This is a genomic window from Saccharopolyspora aridisoli (assembly GCF_004348445.1).
GTDB classification, from domain to species: domain Bacteria; phylum Actinomycetota; class Actinomycetes; order Mycobacteriales; family Pseudonocardiaceae; genus Saccharopolyspora; species Saccharopolyspora aridisoli.
Map to the genome: position 1 here is coordinate 17,072 of NZ_SMKV01000028.1, position 20,721 is coordinate 37,792.

Below are 20,721 nucleotides of genomic sequence, written 5' to 3' on the forward strand. Positions count from 1 at the left end.
GGCTCACAACCGCTGCCCACTGCTCAGCCGCTCGGCGATCACCGCGCGGGCGGGCTTGCCGGAGGCCGTGCGGGGCAGCGCGCCGACGGTCAGCCAGCGGCGCGGGCGCTCGGCTGGGTGCAGCTTCGCGCGGGCGTGGGCGCGCAGCTCGGGCAGCCGCGCGTCGCCCTCGACGATCGCGGTGACCAGCGAGCCGAAGCGTGGATGAGGGGTGGCGGCGACGACCACGTCCAGCACGCCGTCGACCTCCCGGAGCACCGACTCCACGGCCTCGACCGCGACCAGCCGGGCACCGGTGTCGATCACTGCACCAGCGCGTCCCAGGACCTCCAGCGAGCCGTCGGGATGCTGAACGGCCTGGTCACCGGTCCAGTCGGTGGAGGCGGGGACGAGTGCGCCGCGTTCCAGGTATCCGTCGAAGGCGAGGTCGGAGCGGACCAACAGGCGCCCGTCGAGGACCGCGACGTCGACCACCGGCATCAGGCGCTCGTCGTGGCGGACCGCGATCAGAGACTGCTCGGCCGAACCGTAGTACTCGACCAGCCGGCAGCCCGGAAGGGCTTCTGCCAGCCGTGCCTCCAACACCGGATCGACCTTCGCGCCACCGCACACCACCAGTCGCAGCGCGCAGCGCGACCGCAGCAGCGGATCGCGCTCCAGCACGGCCAGCAGCGCCGACAGCTGGGCCGGGACCAGGTGGACCACCGTCGCGTCGCGCGTGGCCTCGGCGGCCGTCGACGCCGACCAGCGGCCCAGCAGGCGCAGGTCAGCGGCGCCGCCGTTGAGGGCGTGCAGGGCGCCGAAGAGGAACAGCGACGAGCTGAGCGGCCCGGGGATCAGCACCCGGTCGTCGGGTTCCAGCGGCAGGCCGAGGGCGGCGAAGCTGCGCAGCCACGAACCCCGCGACCGCGCCAGCACCTTCGGCCGTCCCGTGCTCCCCGAGGTCGTGGGCAGGTAGAACCACGTCGACTCGTCGCCCACCGGCACCTCGGTGCCCACGTCCTCGCCCAGGGGCGCGTCGGCGTCGAGGAACACGTCCGGGCGGGCGTCGTCCAGCACCGCGTCGAGGTCCGGCCAGTCCGGGTCGACCAGCAACGAGGCGCATCCGGCCAGGTCAGCGCCCAGGAAGTGGATCAGCCGGGCGGTCTCGTCCGCACCGGAGATCGCCACCCGCGAGCCCGGCGGCAGCCGTCGGGCGACCCGGTGCGCGGCCGAGGCCAGCTCGGGTCCGGTCAGGTCACCGACGCGCGAGGCGGGCGCGCGCCCGAGGATCGGCAGCACGTCAGTTCTCGGCCGGCCGCCGCGCAGCACCCGTCAACGCCTGCGGGACCGCCCGGTGCACGGCCACCGCCACCAGCGAGACCGCCACCAGCTTCACCGCATCGCCCGGCAGGAACACCAGCGACTGCACCGCCGCCGACGGCAGATCACCGATCATCAGGCCCCAGTACGGGATGCCGATCAGGTAGTCGGCGGCCACGCCCGCGAGGTTCGCCAGCAGCAGCACCGGGAGCCCCGGCTGCGCTGCGCGCTGCACGATCAGGCCCACGACCAGCGCGGAGAGGATCCAGCCGAGCAGGAAACCGCCGCTCGGGCCCAGGAACGGGGCGATGCCGCCGCGCCCACCGGACAGCAGCGGCAGGCCGATCGCGGTCAGCGCGACGAACAGCAGCACTGACGCGGTCCCACGCCGGGCGCCGAGGATGCTGCCCGCCAGCAGCGGTCCGGCGTTCTGCAGGACGACCGGTACAGCGGCACCGGCGAGGTAGAAGCCCGGGAAGATCCCGAGCACGGCGATGAAGGCGGCGAACACCACGGTGCGCGCGAGGTTCGCGGCCGTAGGGGACGGGCGTTCGGACACGGCAGCGCTCCCAGGGGTCGAGGGGGACCGGATGAAACTACCCGCAGTCGAGCGCGCGGCGTGAGCGACTGTGGGCAGTTTTACCCGCTCGGTCAGCCCGAGGTGAGGCGCTTCAGCGCGCCGCGAACCACGTCGGGGTCGTGGGTGGTCCAGAACGGCGGGAGCGACGCCCGGAGGAAACCGCCGTAGCGGGCGGTGGCCAGTCGAGGGTCCAGGACCGCGATCACGCCCCGGTCGTTCGGCGACCGCAGCAGCCGACCGGCGCCTTGGGCCAGCAGCAACGCCGCGTGCGTCCCGGCGACGGTGAGGAATCCGTTCCCGCCGTGCTCGGAGATCCGCTGCTGGCGGGCCGAGGCCAACGGATCGTCGGGCCGGGGGAACGGGATCCGGTCCATGATCACCAGTTGCAGCGAGTCGCCCGGCACGTCCACGCCCTGCCACAGCGACAAGGTCCCGAACAGCGAGGTCTCCGGGTCCTCGGCGAAGCGCTTGATCAGCAGCGCCGTGGTGTCGTCGCCCTGGCACAGCACCGGCGTGGACAGCCGCTTGCGCAGCTCCTCGCCCGCCTGCTCGGCGGCGCGGCGGGACGAGAACAAGCCCAGCGTGCGGCCTCCTGCGGCCTGCACGAGCTCGGTGATCTCGTCGAGGACCTGCGGTGGGAGCCCGTCGCGGCCGGGTGGGGGCAGGTGGCGCCCGATGTAGAGGATGCCGCTGCGCTCGTGCTCGAACGGCGAGCCGACGTCCATCCCGGTCCACTTCAGCGTTCCGCCGTCCGAGGGCGCCTCCTTCGCGGTGGCCATCCCGGCCGCGGACTCGACCTGCTGCTGCGGCGGCAGGCCCCACTGGCGGGCCAGCGTGTCGAACGACCCACCCAGCGACAGCGTCGCCGAGGTCAGCACCGTCGTGCGCTGGCCGAACAACCGGTCGCGCAGCAGGCCGCCGACGCCGATCGGCGCCACCCGCACCGCCTTGGGCCGGTTCGGCTCGTTGGAGACCCACACGACGTCGTGCTGCTGCGCCTCGTCGAAGGCCTCCAGCAGCCGGACCGCGGTGTCGTGCACGTCCTCGGTGAGCGCGTGCGCGAGCTTGCGAGCGGTGCTGCCCTCGACGTCCTCCTTGCGCTCCGGGCCCAGCGCCGAGATGCACGCCCACGCGGAGTCGCGGACCACGGTCACCGCGCCGCCCAGCGCTTCCGGAAGCTCCTCCAACCGGCCGGGCGCGGAGTCTTCGAGGACCAGTCCCAGTCCTTCGGCGGCCTCGTCGAGGCGGTCGGCGGTCTCCTCGTCGATGGCCCGGCCGCAGCGCCGGGCGGCCAGCTTCACCGCCTTCGCGGTGAGTTCGCCGGTGGCGGCGGAGGTGACCCGGTCCACCAGGTCATGGGCCTCGTCGACCAGCACCACGTCGTGCTCGGGCAGCACCGGGCGGTCGTCGAGGGCGTCGATCGCCAGCAGTGCGTGGTTGGTGACCACGATGTCCGCGCGACCGGCCGTGGCGCGGGCGCGCTCGGCGAAGCAGTCGGTGCCGACCGGGCAGCGGTGCACGCCCAGGCATTCCTTCGCCGTGACCGACAGCTGTCGCCACGCCTGATCGGTCACGCCCGGCACCAGCTCGTCGCGGTCACCGGTCTCGGTCTCGGTCGACCACTCCTGCACCCGCTGCACCTGGCGTTCCAGGGCGGAGGCGGCGAAGGCGTCGAACAGCGCGTCCTCGTCCGGCTCCGACGGCGCGTTGCCGTGGACGCGGTTCAGGCACAGGTAGTTGCGGCGTCCCTTGAGGATCGCGAACGTCGGCTTGCGGCCCAGGGTTTCGGCCAGCGCCTCCGACAACCGCGGCAGATCGCGGTCCACCAGCTGGCGTTGCAGCGCGATCGTGGCGGTCGACACGACCACGGTCGTGCCGTCGGCCACCGCGTGCCGGATCGCCGGGACCAGGTAGGCCAGCGACTTGCCGGTGCCGGTGCCCGCCTGCACGGCGAGGTGCTCACCGGTGGTGATGGTGTGCTCCACGGCTTCGGCCATCTGCGCCTGACCCTCACGCGGTACGCCGCCGACGGCCTCCACGGCGACCTCCATCAGGGTCGCGAGGTCGGGGATGTCCCGGCGTGCTCTGCCCAGTGGCAGCGAGGGCTCGTCGGAGTCGGCCCGGTTCGCGCGCTCCAAGTCGGCAACGATCTCCGGTGGGAGCTCGTCGGCGTCATCGGACTCGAACGCGACCGGGTCGGACCATCGCGGGACAGAGGTGGGCACCCGGAAAACCTACCGCCGACCCCCGACGCGACGTGTCAGGAGACCACCACGGGTTCTCCCCGGAGCTTCGCTCCAGCTCCGTCGAGGTCGTTGAGGGCCTGCTCGACGGTCGCGCGCGACACGCCGGCGGTGAGTTGGAGGTGCACGGTGGTGTCCAGGTCCGCCTCCAGCGCGTCGAGCGCGGTCGCGCGGACGCAGTGGTCGGTGGCGATGCCGACGACGTCGACCTCGTGCACGTTGCGCTCCCGCAGCCAGGTCAGCAGCTCCAGGTCGGTGCGGTCCACGCCCTCGAAACCGGAGTAGCCGTCGCTGTACTGGCCCTTGGAGAACACCGCGGTCACCGGGCCGACATCCAGTTCCGGGTGGAACGCCGCGCCTGCCGTGCCCGCCACGCAGTGCTTCGGCCAGGAGCGCACGAAGTCCGGGTCGTCGCTGAAGTGGGCACCCGGGTCGACGTGGTAGTCGCGGGTGGCCACGACGTGCTCGTGCTCGGAGACGGCCAGGAATTCCGAGATCGCGGCCGCGACCCCAGCGCCTCCGGCGACGGCGAGCGCTCCGCCCTCGCAGAAGTCGTTCTGCACGTCCACGATGATCAACGCCCTGCTCATCGCGCCTCACCTCCTGCGCGGATCCGATGCCCGATTCTTTCGCAGTATCAGGCCCCTAGGAAGGTCGTGGGGATGGCGGGTTCGCCGTTGGACAGCTTCAGGCCCTCCCACGGCAAGGTCACCAGAGCGCGGCGCAGCCGTTCGCGGTCCTGCTCCAGCGTCGGCAGGTCGTCGGCGAGCTTGCCGTCGCGGATCAGCGGGATCTGCAGGTGGCGGTCGTGCGGTCCGAGCGCCGGCTCGGCCTCGACGCCGTAGACGACCTCCTCGACGGCCGTGCCGGTCTCCTTGTAGCGGCGGATGGCGGCCTTGCGGCCACCGCGCGACTCCTTGTGCGAGCTGCGCTTGGCCACCGGGCGGCCGTCGACCTCCACCAGCTTGTAGACCATCTCCGCCGTGGGCGCCCCCGATCCGGTGACCAGCGACGTTCCGACGCCGTAGCCGTCCACGGGCTCCGCGCGCAGCGAGGCGATGGCGTACTCGTCGAGGTCGCCGGAGACCACGACCCGGGTGTTGGTGGCGCCGAGGCGGTCGAGCTGCTCACGGGCCTGGCGGGCCAGCACGCCCACGTCGCCGGAGTCGATGCGCACCGCTCCCAGACCGGTCCCGGCGGTCTGCACGGCCAGGTCGATGCCCCGGCTGATGTCGTAGGTGTCGACCAGCAGCGTGGTGCCGGTGCCCAGCGCGGCGATCTGCGACTCGAAGGCCGACTGCTCCGAGTCGTGCAGCAGGGTGAAGGCGTGCGCGGCCGTGCCCGTGGTGGGGATGCCGTAGCGGCGCCCGGCCTCCAGGTTGGAGGTGGCGGTGAACCCGGCCAGGTAGGCGATGCGCGCCGCCGAGACCGCGGATTCCTCGTGCGTGCGGCGCGAGCCCATCTCGATGATCCGTCGTCCGTTGGCGGCCGAGACCATGCGCGCGGCAGCGGCGGCGATGGCGCTGTCGTGGTTGAGGATCGACAGCACCACGGTTTCCAGCACGACGGCCTCGGCGAAGGTGCCGCGCACCGTCAGCAGCGGCGAGCCGGGGAAGAACAGCTCACCCTCGGGGTAGCCGTCGATCTGCCCGCTGAACCGGTAGTCGCGCAGCCACTCCGAGGTGAGCTCGTCGACCACGCCGTGCTCGGCGAGCTGGGCGATCTCGGCTTCGCCGAACCGGAAGTTCTGCACCGCGTCCAGCACTCGGCCGATGCCGCCGGTCACGCCGTAGCGGCGCCCGTTGGGCAGCCGCCGGGTGAACACCTCGAACGTGCACTCGCGGTGCGCGGTCCCGTCACGCAGAGCGCTGGCCAACATCGTCAACTCGTAGTGGTCGGTCAGCAGCGCGGTGCTAGAGCTCATGAGCATGAGATTACGTGGTGCGTGTGGGGGATCCGAGAGCGTCGTCCTCGAACCTCCAGCGGGACGGCGCCGCGGCGCAGCCGCGAGCGGTCCACCTTCGCGACCCCCGCGGGTTCTGAGACGTCGCTTGGTGAGTACGCCGCGTGGCCGTGCATCAGCCGGCACCACGGAGGAGTGGCGCCCGGAGCCAGGCGGCTGTTCCGCTACCCGCACCGCTGCGCAGGAGGACCACGACCAGACTCCTCCGGTGTTGTCAGGATTTGTTCGTGCGGTGGGCACACCTGTTATGGGGTCGTGCGACGATGGGGGCATGACCTCGCCCGCTGAAATCGAGCGCGCGCAACTCGAGCAGGACGCCGAAGGCACGACGGACAAGCCGTGGGTGACCGTGGTCTGGAACGACCCGGTCAACCTCATGTCCTATGTGACCTACGTGCTCCAGAAGATCTTCGGCTACTCCCGGGATCACGCTACGAAGTTGATGCTGGACGTGCACCACAAGGGCAAGGCGGTGGTTTCCTCGGGTTCCAAGGAGAAGGTCGAGGGCGATGTGGCGAAGCTGCATTCCGCCGGCTTGTGGGCGACGATGCAGAAGGATTCGTGAGTGGACGGTTGGACCCGCAAGAACGGTCACGTGCAGGCCGAGCTCTCCCAACAGGAGGCGGCCGTCATCCGCGGCTTGGTCGGGCAGATCAAGGACATGCTCACCGCCCGCGGAGACGAGGCACCCAAGGATGAGCTCGCGGAGCTGACCGGCATCCGCACCGGACCGTCCACGCCCCCGGAGGACCGGGTGGTCGCGCGGTTGCTGCCGGACTTCTACCGGCGCGACCCGGTCACCGGCGACACCGACGAGGAGGAGACCGACGCCGCAGGCGCGATGCGTTCGCTGCACGAACCGGCGTTGCTGGAGGCCAAGACCGGCGCGGCCCAGCTCGTCCTGGAGACCTGCCCGCCGATGGGCGGCAAGGTCAAGCTGACCAGCGAGCAGGCCGACAACTGGCTGACCGCCCTCAACGACGTGCGCCTGGCGCTGGGCACGGCGCTGGACGTCGAGGACGACATGCCCGAGGAGCTCCCCGAGGACGACCTCCGCCGCGAGCACCTCGGGGTCTACCAGTGGCTCACCTGGGTCCAGGACTCCCTCGTGGGAGCCGTGCTCGGCTGACACCGCGAGCTTTCGGCGCCGAGGCCCCACCAGCGGGCGGTCCCGGTTCGAACAGCCCGGGGTCGATGCTCGCTCTGCCAGGTCGGTTCGAACCGAAGTCGCGCAGGGGCAACGGACGTCGAGATCGGCACGGCCGCTGCGGTTCCGCCACCGGCGCCGTCACGCGAGCCGATTCCTCAAGGGTTCTCAGCCGTGCAGGTCGCGGTAGGTGCTCGTGGCGCCTGGGTGGAGGGGGACCTCGCCGGTGCCGATGAGGTTGCGGACGTCCAGGAACTGGGTCCCGACGGTTTCGCGGGGCACCAGGAACGGAGCCCGGCGCACCAGCACCCGGACCACCGCCGCCGCGAGGTCGTCGGGCAGGTCCGGGGTGCAGGCGAGGATGTTCGGGACGCCGATGGTCGCCGTCCCCGAGGTGTTCCGGTACGCGCCAGGGGGCACCTGGAGCTGGTCGCAGACGGGGGTGCAGCGGGCGGCCGCCGCGTTGAGCGGGAGCAGGCGGATCCCGATCCGGTCGTCGAGGGTCTTCAGCAGCGGAGTCGGAAGTCCGCCCGACCACAGGAAAGCCTCGATGCGGCCCTGCTCCAGCGACCGGACCGCCTCCAGCAGCGGGAGCATCTCGGTGCGCAGTTCGAGCCGGTCGGCGAACAGGCGCGCACCCATCAGCGCCGTGCCTGACCGCGGAGCGCCGATGGACACCGAACGCAGCTCGGAGAGGTCCTGGACCGGGGAGTCGGCGGGCACCACGAGCTGCGTGTAGTTCTCGTAGACACGGCCGACGGCCCGCAGCGGGACTTGCGTCCCGAGCTCTCCGGCGAGAGCGGCGTGCGCGGCGTCGGCCAGCACCATGCCCAGGTCGGCGCGGCCGTCGCGAAGCATCTCCAGGTTGTCCACGCTGCCCTGGCTGGGCAGCACCACCGGGTGCACGTCGGGTTCCGCGGTTGCGATCTCGGCGCCGAGCAGCCTGCCGAAAGCCGTGTAGAAACCGCCGGGTTCGCCCGAGGCGATGCGCAGCTCGCGCACCGGCTCGGTGCGTCCGCACGCGGCCAGCAGACCCAGTCCCAGGAACGCACGCCGTCGCATCACCGCACCTCCGGCAGGTCGAGGTGCACGGTCAGCCCGTGCGGTCGCGTGCGCGCGATGCGCATTTCGCCGCCGTGCGCGGCGAGCAGCTGCCCGGCGATGGCCAGCCCGAGCCCGCTGCCCCGGCTGCCGCGGTGGTGATCGGCGCGCCAGAAGCGTTGCGCCGCGAGCGAGATCTCGTCGTCCGACAACCCGGGCCCGGTGTCGGCGACGGTGAGCGCACGCCCGTCCCAGCTCACCTCCACAGAGGCGCCGGGCGCGTACTTCACCGCGTTGTCCAGCAGGACGTCCAGCACCTGCGCCAGGTCCTCAGTGGACAGCGCCACCCGCGCGCGTGCCGCCTCGGGTGCGGTCAGCGAGATCCCGGCGTCCTCGGCCGCGGAGCGCCACGCCTGCACGCGGTCGGCGATCGCCGCCGCCACGTCGCCCGGCTCGCCGGACGCCGGTGCCTGGTCGGCGTTGGCCAACGCCAGCAGCCGGTCCAGCAGCGCTTCCAGCCGGTCGACCTCGCCGACCGTGGAGCGGTAGGTCCGCTCGCCGTCGGGGGTGATGCGCTGCTCCAGCGCGTCGACCCGCAGCCGGAGCGCGGCCATCGGGTTGCGCAGCTGGTGCGAGGCGTCGGCGACCAGGCGTCGCTGCCGCTCGTCCGCCTCGGCCACCGCCTTCGACATGCGGTTGAACGACGCCGCGAGTTCTCGCAGTTCAGGTGGGCCGGCATCGACCGGGACCCGGGAACGCCGGGATCCCGCGCTGATCGCCCGAACTCCGGCGCCGAGGTCGGCCAGCGGCCGCAGCACCCAGCGGGCCAGCACCAGCGCGAGCAACCCGCACGCCACCAGCGCGGTCAACGCGCCCAGCGCGATCAGCGCCCAGCGCGCGGCGATGTCGGCGGTGGCCCGCCGCACGGAGGCTTCCAGCACGACCACACCGGTCACCTGCGTCCCGTCGCCCACCGGCCGGTAGCGGACCAGCTCCTCCCGCGACCACGGACGCAGCCACTGCACCGCCCCGGCGGGCTCGTTGCGCAGGGCCTTGTCGATCGGCCCCGCGACGTCGGCGGCGCGCACCCCGCCGGTCTCCACCACAGGTGCGCGGGCGGCGTCGACGACGACCAGCGGTTCGCCGTAGAGATCCGTGTAGCGGCGGGCCTCGGCCCGCAGCACCGCGGCGTCACCGGTGCCGAAGGCGTGATCGGCCAGCGCGGCGAAGCGGTCCAGGTCGGCGTTGCGGGCCAGCACCAGCTGCTGGGTGCGCTCGGCAGCGGTGGCGCGCAGCAGCGGCGCGGCGAAGCCGGCCACCGCCAGCACCGAGAACGTGAGCAGCACCAGCAGCAGCCGCTTACGCATCGTCGCCCAGCCGGTAGCCGAAGCCGCGGATGGTCACCAGCAGACCCGGGCGGTCGAGCTTGGCCCGCAGCTGCGCGATGTGCACGTCCAGCGACCGCGACACCGCCAGGTAGGCGTCACCCCACACCTCGTCCATCAGCCGCTGCCTGCTCACCGCCGTGCCCGCCTCCGCCGCGAGGACCGCCAGGACGTCGAACTCCTTGGGTGTGAGCTCCACCTCGTATCCGGCGACCTGCACACGCCGGGTACGCAGGTCGATCCGCACGTCGGCGACCTCGACCTGCTCGGAACCGGGCGAGGGGCGCCTGCCGCGCCGGACGACGGCCTCGATGCGGGCCAGCAGCTCGGCCATCCGAACGGGTTTGACCAGGTAGTCGTCGGCGCCGGAGCGAAGGCCGCGCACGACCATCCGCTCCTCGCCGCGCGCGGTGAGCACCACGACGGGCACCGGGCCGATGCGCCGGAGCTTTCGCAGCACCTCCAGGCCGTCGGTGTCCGGCAAGCCGAGGTCGAGCAGCACCAGGTCGTGGTCCCGGTGCCGCAGCAGGGCATCCGAACCGCGGCTGACGCGCGTCGTCCGGTGCCCGTGGGAGTCGAGGACGTCGACGAGCGCGTCCGCCACGCCGTCGTCGTCCTCGACCAGCAGAACCCGCACCGGCCACACCTCCGAGGGCAGAGTATGGCCGGTGCCGGTCAGCTCCCCATCCGGGAATCCTTCGAGGTCTCCCGCATCCGCAGGTAGACCAGCAGGGAGATCAGCACGCAGCCGGAGACGTAGTAGAAGAACGCGCTCTCCATGCCCGCCTGCTTGAGCCACAGCGCCACGTACTCCGACGTGCCGCCGAAGATCGCCACGGTCAGCGCGTAAGGCAGACCGACGCCGAGGGCTCGGATGTTGGTCGGGAACAACTCGGCCTTCACGATCGCGTTGATCGAGGTGTAGCCGGTGACGATGATCAGACCGCCCATCATCAGCAGGAACGCCGCGAACGGGTTCTGCGTGCCGCCGAGCACCGTCATCAGCGGGACGGTCAGCAGCGTGCCGGTGACGCCGAAGAACATCAGCAGCTTGCGGCGCCCGATCCGGTCGGACAGCGCACCCGCCAGCGGCTGCAGGACACCGAAGACCAGCAGGGCGGCGAAGTTGATCCACGCGGCCGTGGGCTTGTCGATGCCGCCCGTGTTGACCATGTACTTCTGCAGGTAGGTGGTGTAGGTGTAGAACGCCACCGTGCCGCCGAGGGTCAGACCGACCACCAGCAGGCATTCCCGCGGGTACTGCAGCAGCGCCTTGACCGTGCCCTGCTCGGCGCCGGACTCCGACGAGGTCTTGTAGCTCTCGGTCTCGTCCATGCCGCGCCGCAGCCAGAGCACGACCAGCGCGCCGACAGCGCCGATGACGAACGGGATTCGCCAGCCCCAGGCATCCATCTCGTCGCCGGTGAGCACCTGCTGCAGGATGATCTGCACGCCCAGCGCGACCAGCTGCCCGGACACCAGCGTCACGTACTGGAAGCTGGAGTAGAAACCTCGCTTGCCCTCGGTGGCGACCTCGGAGAGGTAGGTCGCCGACGTCGAGTACTCACCGCCGACCGAGATCCCCTGCAGCAGCCGAGCGGCCACCAGCAGCGCGGGCGCGGCCAGTCCGATCGAGTCGTAGCCCGGGGTCAGCGCGATGACCAGCGAGCCGAACGCCATCAGCGTCACCGACAGGGTCAGCGCCGCACGCCTGCCGAAGCGGTCGGCGTAGCGGCCCAGCATCCAGCCGCCCAGGGGACGCATCAGGAACCCGACGGCGAACACGGCTGCGGTGTTGAGCAGTTGCGCGGTCGAGTCACCCTTCGGGAAGAACGTCGCCGCGAAGTAGACGCTGAACGCCGTGTAGGCGTACCAGTCGTACCACTCGATGAGGTTCCCGATGGAACCTCGCACGACATTGCCGATCACTCGGCGTTCGGAGCGCACCGCCACATCGCGGCTTGCAGTCGTCATCTCGGCCTCCAGGTCTTGCGAGCTGAGAAGTGACGATGAACAGGCGGAGACGGCAGGACAACGGTCGGCGGGTTTCCTTTACATCGGGCTAACTTGAATCCTCGCCTGGAGGCCGGGGATTCCTGGCTCAGGCAGCACGGTCGCGCAGAGCACGACCGGGACTGCCACCCTCGATCCTTCGCATCCACCAACCGCAGGTCCCTGCCGTGCTCATGGGCCCGCTCGACGGCCCCGATCGCCGCATCAGCGGCCTTGCGAGTCAATGCGCGCTTCCTCCCCGCACTGGAGCGAGGCCTCCGCGCTACGTTCTCCAGGTGATCGACAGGAGGTGCGCGATGCCGTTGCAGCCGGGTGAACTGGACGCGCTGGTCGACGTGGAGGGCCTGCTGGTGGGCCATGACCAGCGGCTCGACGACCACTGGGCGACCGGGGCGACCGCCGTGATCGCCCCAGGCGGTGCCACCGCGGCCGTCGACGTGCGCGGGGGAGGGCCGGGCACGCGCGAGACCGACGTGCTCGAACCCAGCCACCTCGTGCAGCGGGTGAACGGCGTGGTGCTCGCCGGTGGCAGCGCCTACGGGCTCGCCGCCGCCGACGGCGCCATGCGCTGGCTCGGTGAGCGCGGTCACGGCGTCCCCGTCGGCGGACCGGGCCAGGTCGTGCCGGTGGTGCCCGCGGCGGTGATCTTCGACGTGCCGATGAACGACTGGGGCAACCGGCCCGACGCCGACTTCGGCTACCGGGCCTGCGACAACGCCACCCGGACCGAGACCCGGCAGGGCAACGTCGGCGCCGGGACGGGCGCCGTGGTCGGGCCTGTCAAGGGCGGTGTGGGCACCGCCAGCGCCGTGCTGCCCGACGGCACCACAGTCGCCGCGCTGGTCGTGGTCAACGCCGCCGGGTCGGCCATCGATCCCGACACCGGGCTGCCCTGGACGTCCACTCCCGGGCTCCGCGCGCCCGATTCCCACGAGGTGGAAGCCGCGCGACCGCGCTACGAGGGGCGGCCCGGCCGCAACGGACCCGTCGACCGGCCGCTCAACACGACCCTCGGCGTCGTGGCCACCGATCTGGAGCTGAGCAAGTCCGAGTGCAGGCGCTTGGCCGTGGCCGGGCACGACGCGCTGGCCCGCGCCGTCCGGCCCGCTCACCTGCTCGTGGACGGCGACACCGTGTTCGGCCTGTCCACGGGCACCGGTCACGCCCTCCCAGAGCCCGGAGCGCCTGGCTGGGCGGTTCGACTGGACCAGGTCAGCGTGGTGGCGGCCGAGGTCGTCGAACGCGCCATCGTCCGCGGGATGCTCGCGGCCGAGCCGGTCGGGGAGGTGATGTGCTACACGCGCCTCTATCCCTCCGCGCGGGAATGAATCATCGTGGAACGTCGTTTGCCGGAACGACGAACCCGCACCGGTTCGCCCGCGGTTCCAAATGCTGGGAGACCGGTGCCCCACCTACTAGGATGGTTGCTGTGCTGGTGATCCGACGCGACCTCGTGGATGCGATGGTCGCGCATGCCCGACGGGACCACCCGGATGAGGCGTGCGGCGTGATTGCCGGACCGGAAGGGTCCGACCGTCCGGAACGCTTGATCGAAATGATCAACGCCGAGCGTTCGCCCACCTTCTACCGGTTCGACTCCGCCGAGCAGTTGAAGGTGTGGCGGGGCATGGACGCCGCCGATGAAGAGCCGGTGGTCATCTACCACTCGCACACCTCTACCGAGGCCTACCCGTCGCGCACCGACGTCTCCTACGCCTCGGAGCCCAACGCGCACTACGTGCTCGTGTCCACGCGGGACCCGCAGACCCATGAGCTGCGTTCCTACCGCATCCTCGATGGCCAGGTCACCGAGGAGCCGGTGGAGGTCGTGGAGTCGTACATGTTCGCCCACACCGGTAGCGACGAGGTTCCCGACCGCGGCTGATCCGCGGCTCGCCCAAGACCGTTGTTCGCGTTCCCTATGTAGTCCTTTGTGGACAGGAGGATTCCCCATGGCAGTCAACGTTTCCATCCCCACCATCCTGCGGACCCACACCGATGGGCAGAAGTCCGTGGAGGCCAAGGGCGACAACCTCGCCGCGGTGATCGACGACCTCGACACCAACTACAACGGCCTCAAGGACCGCCTGGTCAAGGAGGGGAACCTGCACCGGTTCGTCAACGTCTACGTCAACGACGAGGACGTCCGCTTCGCCGGTGGCTTGGAGGCCCAGGTCTCCGACGGCGACAACGTCACCATCCTGCCGGCCGTCGCCGGCGGCATGAGCTGACGCGGGAGGACCCCGTGGCTCGATTCGACTCGCTGCTCGACGCGCTGGGTGAAACCCCGCTCGTCGGGCTGCCGCACCTCTCGCCCGCGCCAGACGTGCGGCTGTGGGCGAAGCTGGAGGACCGCAACCCGACCGGCTCCATCAAGGACCGGGCGGCGATGAAAATGATCGAGGCCGCCGAGAAGGAGAACCAGCTCACCGCCGGCTGCACGATCCTCGAACCCACCTCGGGCAACACCGGCATCTCGCTGGCCATGGCCGCCAAGCTCAAGGGCTACGGCCTGGTCTGCGTCATGCCGGAGAACACCTCCGAGGAACGGCGACAGCTGTTGCAGGCATACGGTGCGCGGATCATCTCCTCGCCCGCGGCAGGCGGGTCGAACCAGGCCGTGGCGATGGCCAAGGAACTGGCCGAGCAGAACCCCGACTGGGTCATGCTCTACCAGTACGGCAACGCCGCCAACGCCGACGCCCACTACAAGGGCACCGGGCCGGAGATCCTGCGGGACCTGCCGAGCATCACCCACTTCGTGGCCGGTCTCGGCACCACCGGGACCCTCGTGGGCGTGGGCCGGTACCTGCACGAGCACAAGCCCGGCGTTCAGATCGTGGCCGCCGAGCCCCGGTACGGCGAGCTCGTCTACGGGCTGCGGAACCTCGACGAGGGTTTCGTGCCGGAGCTCTACGATCCCGACGTCCTCTCGCGGCGGTTCTCCGTCGGGTCCTACGACGCCCTGCGCCGGACCCGGCAGCTGCTGGAGAACGAAGGCATCTTCGCCGGGGTCTCCACCGGCGGGGTCCTGCACGCGGCCCTGACGATCGCCGAGAAGGCGGCCGCCGCCGGGGAGTCCGCTGACATCGCCTTCGTCGTCGCCGACGCCGGTTGGAAGTACCTCTCCACCGGCGCCTACAGCGGCACCATCGACGAAGCAGCCCAACGCCTCGAAGGCCACCTCTGGGCCTGACCCACCGGAAGACCCCGCCTCCCCGAGGAGGCGGGGTCTTTTCTGGTGTGGGTCAGCCCCCGGAGGGTTTGGACGACCCGGATGACCCCCGTGATCCAACCCTGATCACCGCCGTGATCGGGTCCCCGATCACGGCGGTGTCCGTGTCACCCCGAGCCCGAGCCCTAGCTGGGGTCGTGGTCGGGGCGGGTGGTCAACCCGTGAAGGCGAAGGCTCTCAGGCCTTCTGCGGTGGTGCGGAGGGTCAAGAGCGTGCCGTCCGTGGTGGTGGGGGAGGGGAGACCCTCCCGAGCCGTGGTGATGTAGAGGTCTTGGAGGTCCTGGCCGCCGAAGCAGAGGCCGGTGGGGCGCTGAGCCGGTAGGGGGATCGTCTCCGCGAGCTCGCCGTTGGGGGCGTAGCGGTGGAGTTCGCCCTTGTCGCGGACCGCCGTCCACAGGGAGCCGTCGGTGGCCACCGCCAGGCCGGAGGGCTGGCCGCCGACCTCGCAGAGGGTGCGCCGGTTGCCCAGCATGCCCGCGTCGACGTCGAAGTCGAGGACCTCGATGCGGCTGGTGCCCGCGTCGGCGACGTAGAACCGGGAGTCGTCAGGGCTGGTGGCCAGCCCGAGCCCGGCCCCGAGGTCCTTGATGATCACACCCGCCGAGCCGTCCGGGTTCACCCGCGCCAGCCAGCCGTCGCCGGACTCGTCCTCGCGCATCGTCGTGGCCCAGAGCCGACCCTTGCGGTCGATCATCGTGGCACCGGCCTGCACGCCCTCGCGGGCCCAGTAGACCAGCCAGGTGCGCTGCTCGCCGTGGGCGTCGAACAGCGCGATGCCCTCCCGCAGGTGCAGCACCAGGCCACCTCGGCTGCGGGGCTTCGCGCCACCGGTCTGCTGCTGCAACGTCATCGTCGCGTTCGCGTGACCCGGGCGGTAGCGGTGCACCTCCCCCGCCTGCGGATCCGTCCACAGCAGGGTTTCGGTGCCTACGTCCCAAGTGGGCGCCTGTCCGGAACGCGCCGTCGCCTGAACTGCGATGTCGACCTGGGCGTGCACACTTCACCTTTCGACCACCGGACGCAACGGTGACGAACCCTACCGCGAAGATCATCCGATGGGGCCATATGGCGCAAACCCCGATGATCCGAAATCCACTCGATGCTCAATCGCGGCGCGGTCGGAATCAGGGTCGATCCCGATCCCCGGGGTCGTTCCTGGCGCTAGGCTCGAAGGCGTGACACGCCCGATGGAACGTCCACGTCCGCGAGTGCTGCCCGCGCACCCGCTGCGGGCCGCGTTCGGCATGCTCGTCTGCATCGCGGTGCTGTTCGGCATCGAGTTCTACGACGTGGCGACCCCGGCGCCCAACCCGGCGATGGACCTCGACGCCAACGGCATCAACCCGCGCACCGTCGACGGCCTCGACGGCATCCTCTGGGCGCCGCTGCTGCACTTCGGCTGGCAGCACCTGATCGGCAACTCGCTGCCGCTGTTCGTGCTCGGCTGGCTGCTGCTCGCGGGTGGGGTCCGCCAGTTCATCGGCGTCACCGCCGTGGTGTGGATCGTCGCCGGCATCGGGACGTGGTCGATCGGCGCACCCGGCTACCACGTCGGGGCCTCCGGCGTGATCTTCGGCTGGATGGTGTTCCTGCTGCTGCGAGGATTCGCCCAGCGCAGCATCGCCCAGGTGCTGGTCGCCGTGGTGCTGTTCTTCTACTGGGGCGGCATGCTCTGGGGCGTGCTGCCCGGCCAGCCCGGCATCTCCTGGGAGGGTCACCTCTTCGGCGCGGTCGGCGGGGCCATGGCCACGTGGCTGGTGGCGCGCAGCACCAGGCGGCGGGTTTCGGGCCCCGGGCCTGGCACACTGAGCGGGTGACCAACGCTCCGATCGGGATCTTCGATTCCGGCGTAGGCGGGCTGACCGTGAGCCGAGCGATCATGGACCAGCTGCCTGCTGAGACCGTCCACTACGTGGGTGACACCGCCAACGCGCCCTACGGGCCGATGCCGCTGGCCGAAATCCGCTCCCGCACCTTGGCGATCACCGACGCGATGGTCGACGAAGGCGTGAAGATGCTGGTCATCGCCTGCAACACCGCCTCATCGGCCTGCCTGCGCGACGCGCGCGAGCGCTACTCGATCCCCGTGGTGGAAGTCGTGCTGCCCGCGGTCCGCAGGGCCGTGTCCACCACGCGCAACCGGCGCGTCGGCGTCATCGGCACCGACGCCACCATCCGCTCCCGCGCCTACGACGACGCCTTCACCGCAGCGCCGGACATCGAGCTGACCACGGCGGCCTGCCCGCGGTTCGCCGACTTCGTCGAGCGCGGCATCACCAGCGGTCGGCAGGTGCTGGGACTCGCGCAGAACTACCTCGACCCGTTGCAGCAGGCCGACGTCGACACCCTCGTGCTGGGGTGCACGCACTACCCGCTGCTGACGGGTGTGCTGCAACTGGCGATGGGTGAGCAGGTGACGCTGGTGTCCAGCGCGGAGGAGACCGCCAAGGACGTCGTCCGGGTGCTCACCGAGCAGGACCGGCTCGCCGAACCGGAGAACCTGCCCGCGCACGAGTTCCGGGTCACCGGCGCACCCGAGCGCTTCGCCCGGTTGGCCCGCCGCTTTCTCGGTCCGGCTCCCTCGGCCGATGCCGTTCTGCCGCTTCGCGTGTCAGGCTCTGTCGCATGAAGCTGACGGTCCTCGGCTGCGCCGGGAGCATTCCCGGGCCAGACTCGCCCGCGTCCGGATACCTCCTGGAATTCGGTGACACCCGCATCGCGCTGGATCTGGGCAACGGCACGCTCGGCGCGATGCAGCGCTTCATCGACCCGTTCGACCTCGACGCGCTGCTCTTCAGCCACCTGCACCCCGACCACTGCGCCGACTTCGGCGCGCTGACGGTCTACCGGCGCTACCGGCCTCACCCGCCGTACGACGCGCGCGCCCGGCGGCTGCCGGTGTTCGGCCCGGACAACGCCCCGGAACGGCTCGCCGCGCTGTACGCGCCGACCGCTGCTGAGCTCGCCGAGACCGACCTGTCCGACGTCTTCGACTTCCGCCCCGTCGGCACCGAGCCGGTGACCGTCGGGCCGTTCACCATCCGCGCGGTCGAGGTCGCCCACCTGTGCCCGACCTGGGGGTTCCGCGTCGAGGCGGAGGGCCGGGTGCTCGCCTACACCGGCGACACCGGGCCGTGCGGCCAGCTCGACGAGCTGGCGGCCGGTGCCCACGTGCTGCTCGCCGAGGCGTCCTGGGAGCACCACGAGGACGCCCCGATGAACGTCCACCTCTCGGGCCGCCAGGCCGCCGAGGTCGCCAAGACCGCGGCCGTCGAGCGCCTCCTGATCACCCACCTGGTGCCCTGGACCGACCACAGCGCCATCCACGCGGAGGCCAGGGCCGCCTTCGACGGCCCCACCCAACTCGTCCAGGCGGGCGCCACCTACGAGGTGTGAAGGATGCGAACTCCGGCCGGGGGGTCAGAGGTGACCTCCGTGCGGTGGTTGGGGGCTGCGACGGCTCGTTGGGGCCTGGGCTTAGGGTTGAGCCGTGGCTAGAGCGGATGGGCGTAGTGATGATCAGCTTCGCGATGTGAAGATCACGCGGGGATACCAGGACTGGCCTGCGGGTTCGGTGCTGGTGGAGTTCGGCCGTACCCGGGTGCTCTGCGCGGCCAGCGTGCAGGAGGGCGTTCCGCGCTGGCGGACCGGCTCCGGGCTGGGCTGGGTCACCGCCGAGTACGCGATGCTGCCCTCGGCGACCAACACGCGCGGCTCCCGCGAGTCGGTGAAGGGCCGCATCGGCGGCCGCACCCACGAGATCTCCCGGCTGATCGGCCGGTCCCTGCGCGCCTGCATCGACATGGCGGCGCTGGGCGAGAACACCATCACCCTGGACTGCGACGTGATCCAGGCCGACGGCGGAACCCGCACCGCCGCGATCACCGGCGCCTACGTGGCGCTGGCCGACGCGGTGACGTGGCTGGGCGCTGCCGGCCGGCTGTCCGACCCGAAGCCGCTGTCGTGCGCGATCCAGGCGGTCAGCGTCGGCGTCGTCGACGGCCGCGTGCGCCTGGACCTGCCCTACGAGGAGGACTCGCGCGCCGAGGTCGACATGAACGTGGTCGCCACCGACCACGGCACCCTGGTCGAGGTGCAGGGCACCGGCGAGGGCGCCACCTACACCCGCTCCACCATGGACAAGATGCTCGACTTCGCGCTGGCCGGATGCGGTGAGCTCGCTCGCCTGCAGGAATCCGCGCTCGCCGAGCCGTACCCGGGTGAGCTGCCCGGGGGCGTGGCATGAGCCGGTTGCTGCTGGCCACCCGCAACCAGAAGAAGCTGGTGGAGCTGCGCCGCATCCTCGAAGCCGAGGGCGTCACGGGCCTGGAGGTCATCGGACTGGCCGACGTGCCGGAGTTCCCGGAGGCGCCGGAGACCGGTGCCACCTTCGAGGACAACGCCCTGGCCAAGGCCGCCGACGCGGCTCGGGCCACGGGCCTGCCCGCCGTCGCCGACGACTCGGGCCTGGAGATCGACGCGCTCAACGGGATGCCGGGTGTGCTCTCGGCCCGCTGGGCCGGTGCGCACGGCGATGACCAGGCGAACCTGGAACTCGTGCTAGGGCAGATCAGGGACGTGCCGGACGAGCGGCGCGGTGGGGCGTTCGTCTCCGCCGCCGCGCTCGTGCTGCCCGACGGCGGCGGAACCGTGGTGCGAGGTGAGTGGCGCGGCACGATCATCCGGGATCCGCGGGGAGCCAACGGGTTCGGCTACGACCCGATCTTCGTGCCCGAGGGCGAGACCCGCACCTCCGCCGAGCTCTCCCCGGAGGAGAAGGACGCCGACTCGCACCGCGGCCGGGCCCTTCGCCTTCTGCTCCCGTCGTTGCGCGAGCTCACCGGCTGACGTGATGTCGCTCGCCCCGGTGGGGGCCTGACCGGGATCGCCCGTTAACTTCGGTGCGTGTTCACCGATTGGTTTGAACTGGTCCTGCTCGTCGTCGTCGGCTTCCTGTCCGGCGCGGTGAACGCGGTGGCCGGTGGCGGCTCCTTGCTGGTGTTCCCGGCGCTGCTGGCGACCGGGATGACGCCGCTGGTGGCCAACGTGACCAACTCGGTGGCGCAGGGACCCGGTTTCGTGGGCGCGGCGGTCAGCCAGCGCGGCGACCTCACCGGCAGTCCGCGCCGGATTCGGACCACCTCGATCGCGGCGGGCGTGGGCTCAGCTGTTGGCTGCGTGCTGCTGATGGTGCTGCCGGGTGAGGTCTTCGACGCCGTGGTCCCGGCGCTGGTCGGGTTGTCGGCGGTGCTGATGGCCTTCCAGAACACGATCCGCGAGTGGCTCGGCGCACCGGCCGAGGGCGCCCCGGACCGCACGGTGTTGCTCACCGTCGGGATCTTCCTCGCCTCGGTCTACGGCGGGTACTTCGGCGGAGCGCGCAGCGTCATCCTGATCGCGATCCTGGTGCTGGCCGCGACCGACAGCATGCGCAGGCTCAACGCGCTCAAGAGCTGGCTGGGAATGATCGGCAGCGCCGCCACGCTCGTCGTCTACGCGCTCATCGCCCCGGTGGACTGGGTCGCGGTGGCGATGCTGGTGCCCACCACGGTCATCGGCGGCTACGCGGGCGGAAAGCTCGCCCAGCGCCTCCCGTCGACCCTGCTCCGCTACTTGGTGGTCGTCATCGCAGCAGGCGTAGCCATCCACATGGTCCTGGACTAGTAGGGCCCCGGTCGGCGGTAGCCGCCGTTCGAGTGAGGACTCAGCTCGCAGCGCCGCGGGTGCTCAGACGTCTTCCGGGGAGGACCGCCGCAGCGCCGCGCATGTGGGGCATGCGCGGTCGGATCCCGGAGCCAGCAGACGTCTGAGG

General features: G+C 71.2%; 22 protein-coding genes. 12 read left to right on the plus strand and 10 right to left on the minus strand.

Translation table 11 applies throughout. From position 1 onward, the window contains the following. Window positions 1–3: 3 nt before the first annotated feature. The 5 genes from E1161_RS19910 to E1161_RS19930 all read right to left on the minus strand — a co-directional run bounded on the left by E1161_RS19910 (window position 4) and on the right by E1161_RS19930 (window position 6,055). The gene (locus E1161_RS19910; RefSeq protein WP_235875165.1) at window positions 4–1,281 is read right to left on the minus strand and encodes a class I adenylate-forming enzyme family protein; all 1,278 of its coding nucleotides are present in this window, start codon (window positions 1,279–1,281) and stop codon (window positions 4–6) included. A 1-nt stretch (window position 1,282) separates the two neighbouring features. Then, entirely contained in the window at window positions 1,283–1,861 is a 579-nt protein-coding gene (locus tag E1161_RS19915) for a biotin transporter BioY (RefSeq protein WP_132625497.1), read from the minus strand. 92 nt (window positions 1,862–1,953) lie between these two features. Beyond that, window positions 1,954–4,107, minus strand: coding sequence for an ATP-dependent DNA helicase (locus E1161_RS19920; protein WP_408012001.1), 2,154 nt, complete (start codon window positions 4,105–4,107; stop codon window positions 1,954–1,956). Window positions 4,108–4,142: 35 nt separating this feature from the next. Next, window positions 4,143–4,715 (minus strand): isochorismatase family protein, encoded by a 573-nt coding sequence (locus E1161_RS19925; RefSeq protein WP_132625499.1) that lies wholly within the window; start codon window positions 4,713–4,715, stop codon window positions 4,143–4,145. 47 nt (window positions 4,716–4,762) lie between these two features. Then, window positions 4,763–6,055, minus strand: coding sequence for a nicotinate phosphoribosyltransferase (locus E1161_RS19930; RefSeq protein ID WP_408012002.1), 1,293 nt, complete (start codon window positions 6,053–6,055; stop codon window positions 4,763–4,765). A gap of 304 nt (window positions 6,056–6,359) precedes the next feature. On the opposite strand from E1161_RS19930, the gene clpS reads away from it, so the two are divergent. Further along, window positions 6,360–6,653 (plus strand): ATP-dependent Clp protease adapter ClpS, encoded by a 294-nt coding sequence (gene clpS, locus E1161_RS19935; protein WP_132625503.1) that lies wholly within the window; start codon window positions 6,360–6,362, stop codon window positions 6,651–6,653. Next, window positions 6,654–7,217 carry a DUF2017 domain-containing protein gene (locus tag E1161_RS19940; RefSeq protein WP_132625505.1) on the plus strand — a complete coding sequence of 188 codons (564 nt, stop codon included), beginning with the start codon at window positions 6,654–6,656 and terminating at the stop codon, window positions 7,215–7,217. A 186-nt stretch (window positions 7,218–7,403) separates the two neighbouring features. Here the strand turns inward: E1161_RS19940 and E1161_RS19945 are convergent, their stop codons facing one another. Genes E1161_RS19945 through E1161_RS19960 form a run of 4 tightly spaced genes read right to left on the minus strand, consistent with a single transcriptional unit; the run spans window position 7,404 to window position 11,635 of the window. Next, window positions 7,404–8,297 carry a TAXI family TRAP transporter solute-binding subunit gene (locus E1161_RS19945; RefSeq protein ID WP_132625507.1) on the minus strand — a complete coding sequence of 298 codons (894 nt, stop codon included), beginning with the start codon at window positions 8,295–8,297 and terminating at the stop codon, window positions 7,404–7,406. Further along, a complete protein-coding gene (locus tag E1161_RS19950; protein WP_132625509.1) occupies window positions 8,297–9,643 on the minus strand; it encodes a sensor histidine kinase in 1,347 nt (448 codons plus the stop codon). The genes E1161_RS19945 and E1161_RS19950 overlap by 1 nt, the downstream gene beginning before the upstream one ends. After that, window positions 9,636–10,298: a response regulator transcription factor gene (locus tag E1161_RS19955; protein ID WP_132625511.1), complete on the minus strand. Its 663-nt coding sequence runs from the start codon at window positions 10,296–10,298 to the stop codon at window positions 9,636–9,638. Before E1161_RS19955 ends, E1161_RS19950 begins: the two co-directional genes overlap by 8 nt. Before the next feature lie 38 nt (window positions 10,299–10,336). Next, a complete protein-coding gene (locus E1161_RS19960; protein ID WP_132625513.1) occupies window positions 10,337–11,635 on the minus strand; it encodes an MFS transporter in 1,299 nt (432 codons plus the stop codon). A 335-nt stretch (window positions 11,636–11,970) separates the two neighbouring features. On the opposite strand from E1161_RS19960, the gene E1161_RS19965 reads away from it, so the two are divergent. From E1161_RS19965 to E1161_RS19980, 4 genes are all read left to right on the plus strand, one after another. After that, the gene (locus tag E1161_RS19965; protein WP_132625515.1) at window positions 11,971–13,002 is read left to right on the plus strand and encodes a P1 family peptidase; all 1,032 of its coding nucleotides are present in this window, start codon (window positions 11,971–11,973) and stop codon (window positions 13,000–13,002) included. Window positions 13,003–13,103: 101 nt separating this feature from the next. Then, window positions 13,104–13,559, plus strand: a complete 456-nt coding sequence (locus tag E1161_RS19970; RefSeq protein WP_132625517.1) for a Mov34/MPN/PAD-1 family protein — start codon at window positions 13,104–13,106, stop codon at window positions 13,557–13,559. Between the two features lie 67 nt (window positions 13,560–13,626). Further along, window positions 13,627–13,905: a MoaD family protein gene (locus E1161_RS19975; RefSeq protein ID WP_132625519.1), complete on the plus strand. Its 279-nt coding sequence runs from the start codon at window positions 13,627–13,629 to the stop codon at window positions 13,903–13,905. 14 nt (window positions 13,906–13,919) lie between these two features. Further along, window positions 13,920–14,870, plus strand: a complete 951-nt coding sequence (locus tag E1161_RS19980) for a PLP-dependent cysteine synthase family protein (protein ID WP_132625521.1) — start codon at window positions 13,920–13,922, stop codon at window positions 14,868–14,870. A gap of 193 nt (window positions 14,871–15,063) precedes the next feature. On the opposite strand, the gene E1161_RS19985 is transcribed toward E1161_RS19980, so the two are convergent. Next, window positions 15,064–15,906, minus strand: a complete 843-nt coding sequence (locus tag E1161_RS19985) for an SMP-30/gluconolactonase/LRE family protein (RefSeq protein ID WP_132625523.1) — start codon at window positions 15,904–15,906, stop codon at window positions 15,064–15,066. A gap of 211 nt (window positions 15,907–16,117) precedes the next feature. On the opposite strand from E1161_RS19985, the gene E1161_RS19990 reads away from it, so the two are divergent. The 6 genes from E1161_RS19990 to E1161_RS20015 all read left to right on the plus strand — a co-directional run bounded on the left by E1161_RS19990 (window position 16,118) and on the right by E1161_RS20015 (window position 20,573). Then, window positions 16,118–16,726, plus strand: coding sequence for a rhomboid family intramembrane serine protease (locus E1161_RS19990; RefSeq protein ID WP_207920314.1), 609 nt, complete (start codon window positions 16,118–16,120; stop codon window positions 16,724–16,726). After that, window positions 16,723–17,538 carry a glutamate racemase gene (gene murI / locus E1161_RS19995; RefSeq protein WP_132625525.1) on the plus strand — a complete coding sequence of 272 codons (816 nt, stop codon included), beginning with the start codon at window positions 16,723–16,725 and terminating at the stop codon, window positions 17,536–17,538. Before E1161_RS19990 ends, murI begins: the two co-directional genes overlap by 4 nt. Next, a complete protein-coding gene (locus tag E1161_RS20000) occupies window positions 17,535–18,305 on the plus strand; it encodes an MBL fold metallo-hydrolase (protein ID WP_132625527.1) in 771 nt (256 codons plus the stop codon). The genes murI and E1161_RS20000 overlap by 4 nt, the downstream gene beginning before the upstream one ends. A gap of 94 nt (window positions 18,306–18,399) precedes the next feature. After that, complete coding sequence (gene rph / locus E1161_RS20005; protein WP_132625529.1) at window positions 18,400–19,155, plus strand: ribonuclease PH; 756 nt, start codon at window positions 18,400–18,402, stop codon at window positions 19,153–19,155. After that, entirely contained in the window at window positions 19,152–19,757 is a 606-nt protein-coding gene (gene rdgB / locus E1161_RS20010) for an RdgB/HAM1 family non-canonical purine NTP pyrophosphatase (protein WP_132625531.1), read from the plus strand. Before rph ends, rdgB begins: the two co-directional genes overlap by 4 nt. A gap of 57 nt (window positions 19,758–19,814) precedes the next feature. Next, complete coding sequence (locus E1161_RS20015) at window positions 19,815–20,573, plus strand: sulfite exporter TauE/SafE family protein (RefSeq protein WP_132625533.1); 759 nt, start codon at window positions 19,815–19,817, stop codon at window positions 20,571–20,573. The last annotated feature ends 148 nt before the right edge of the window (window positions 20,574–20,721 follow it).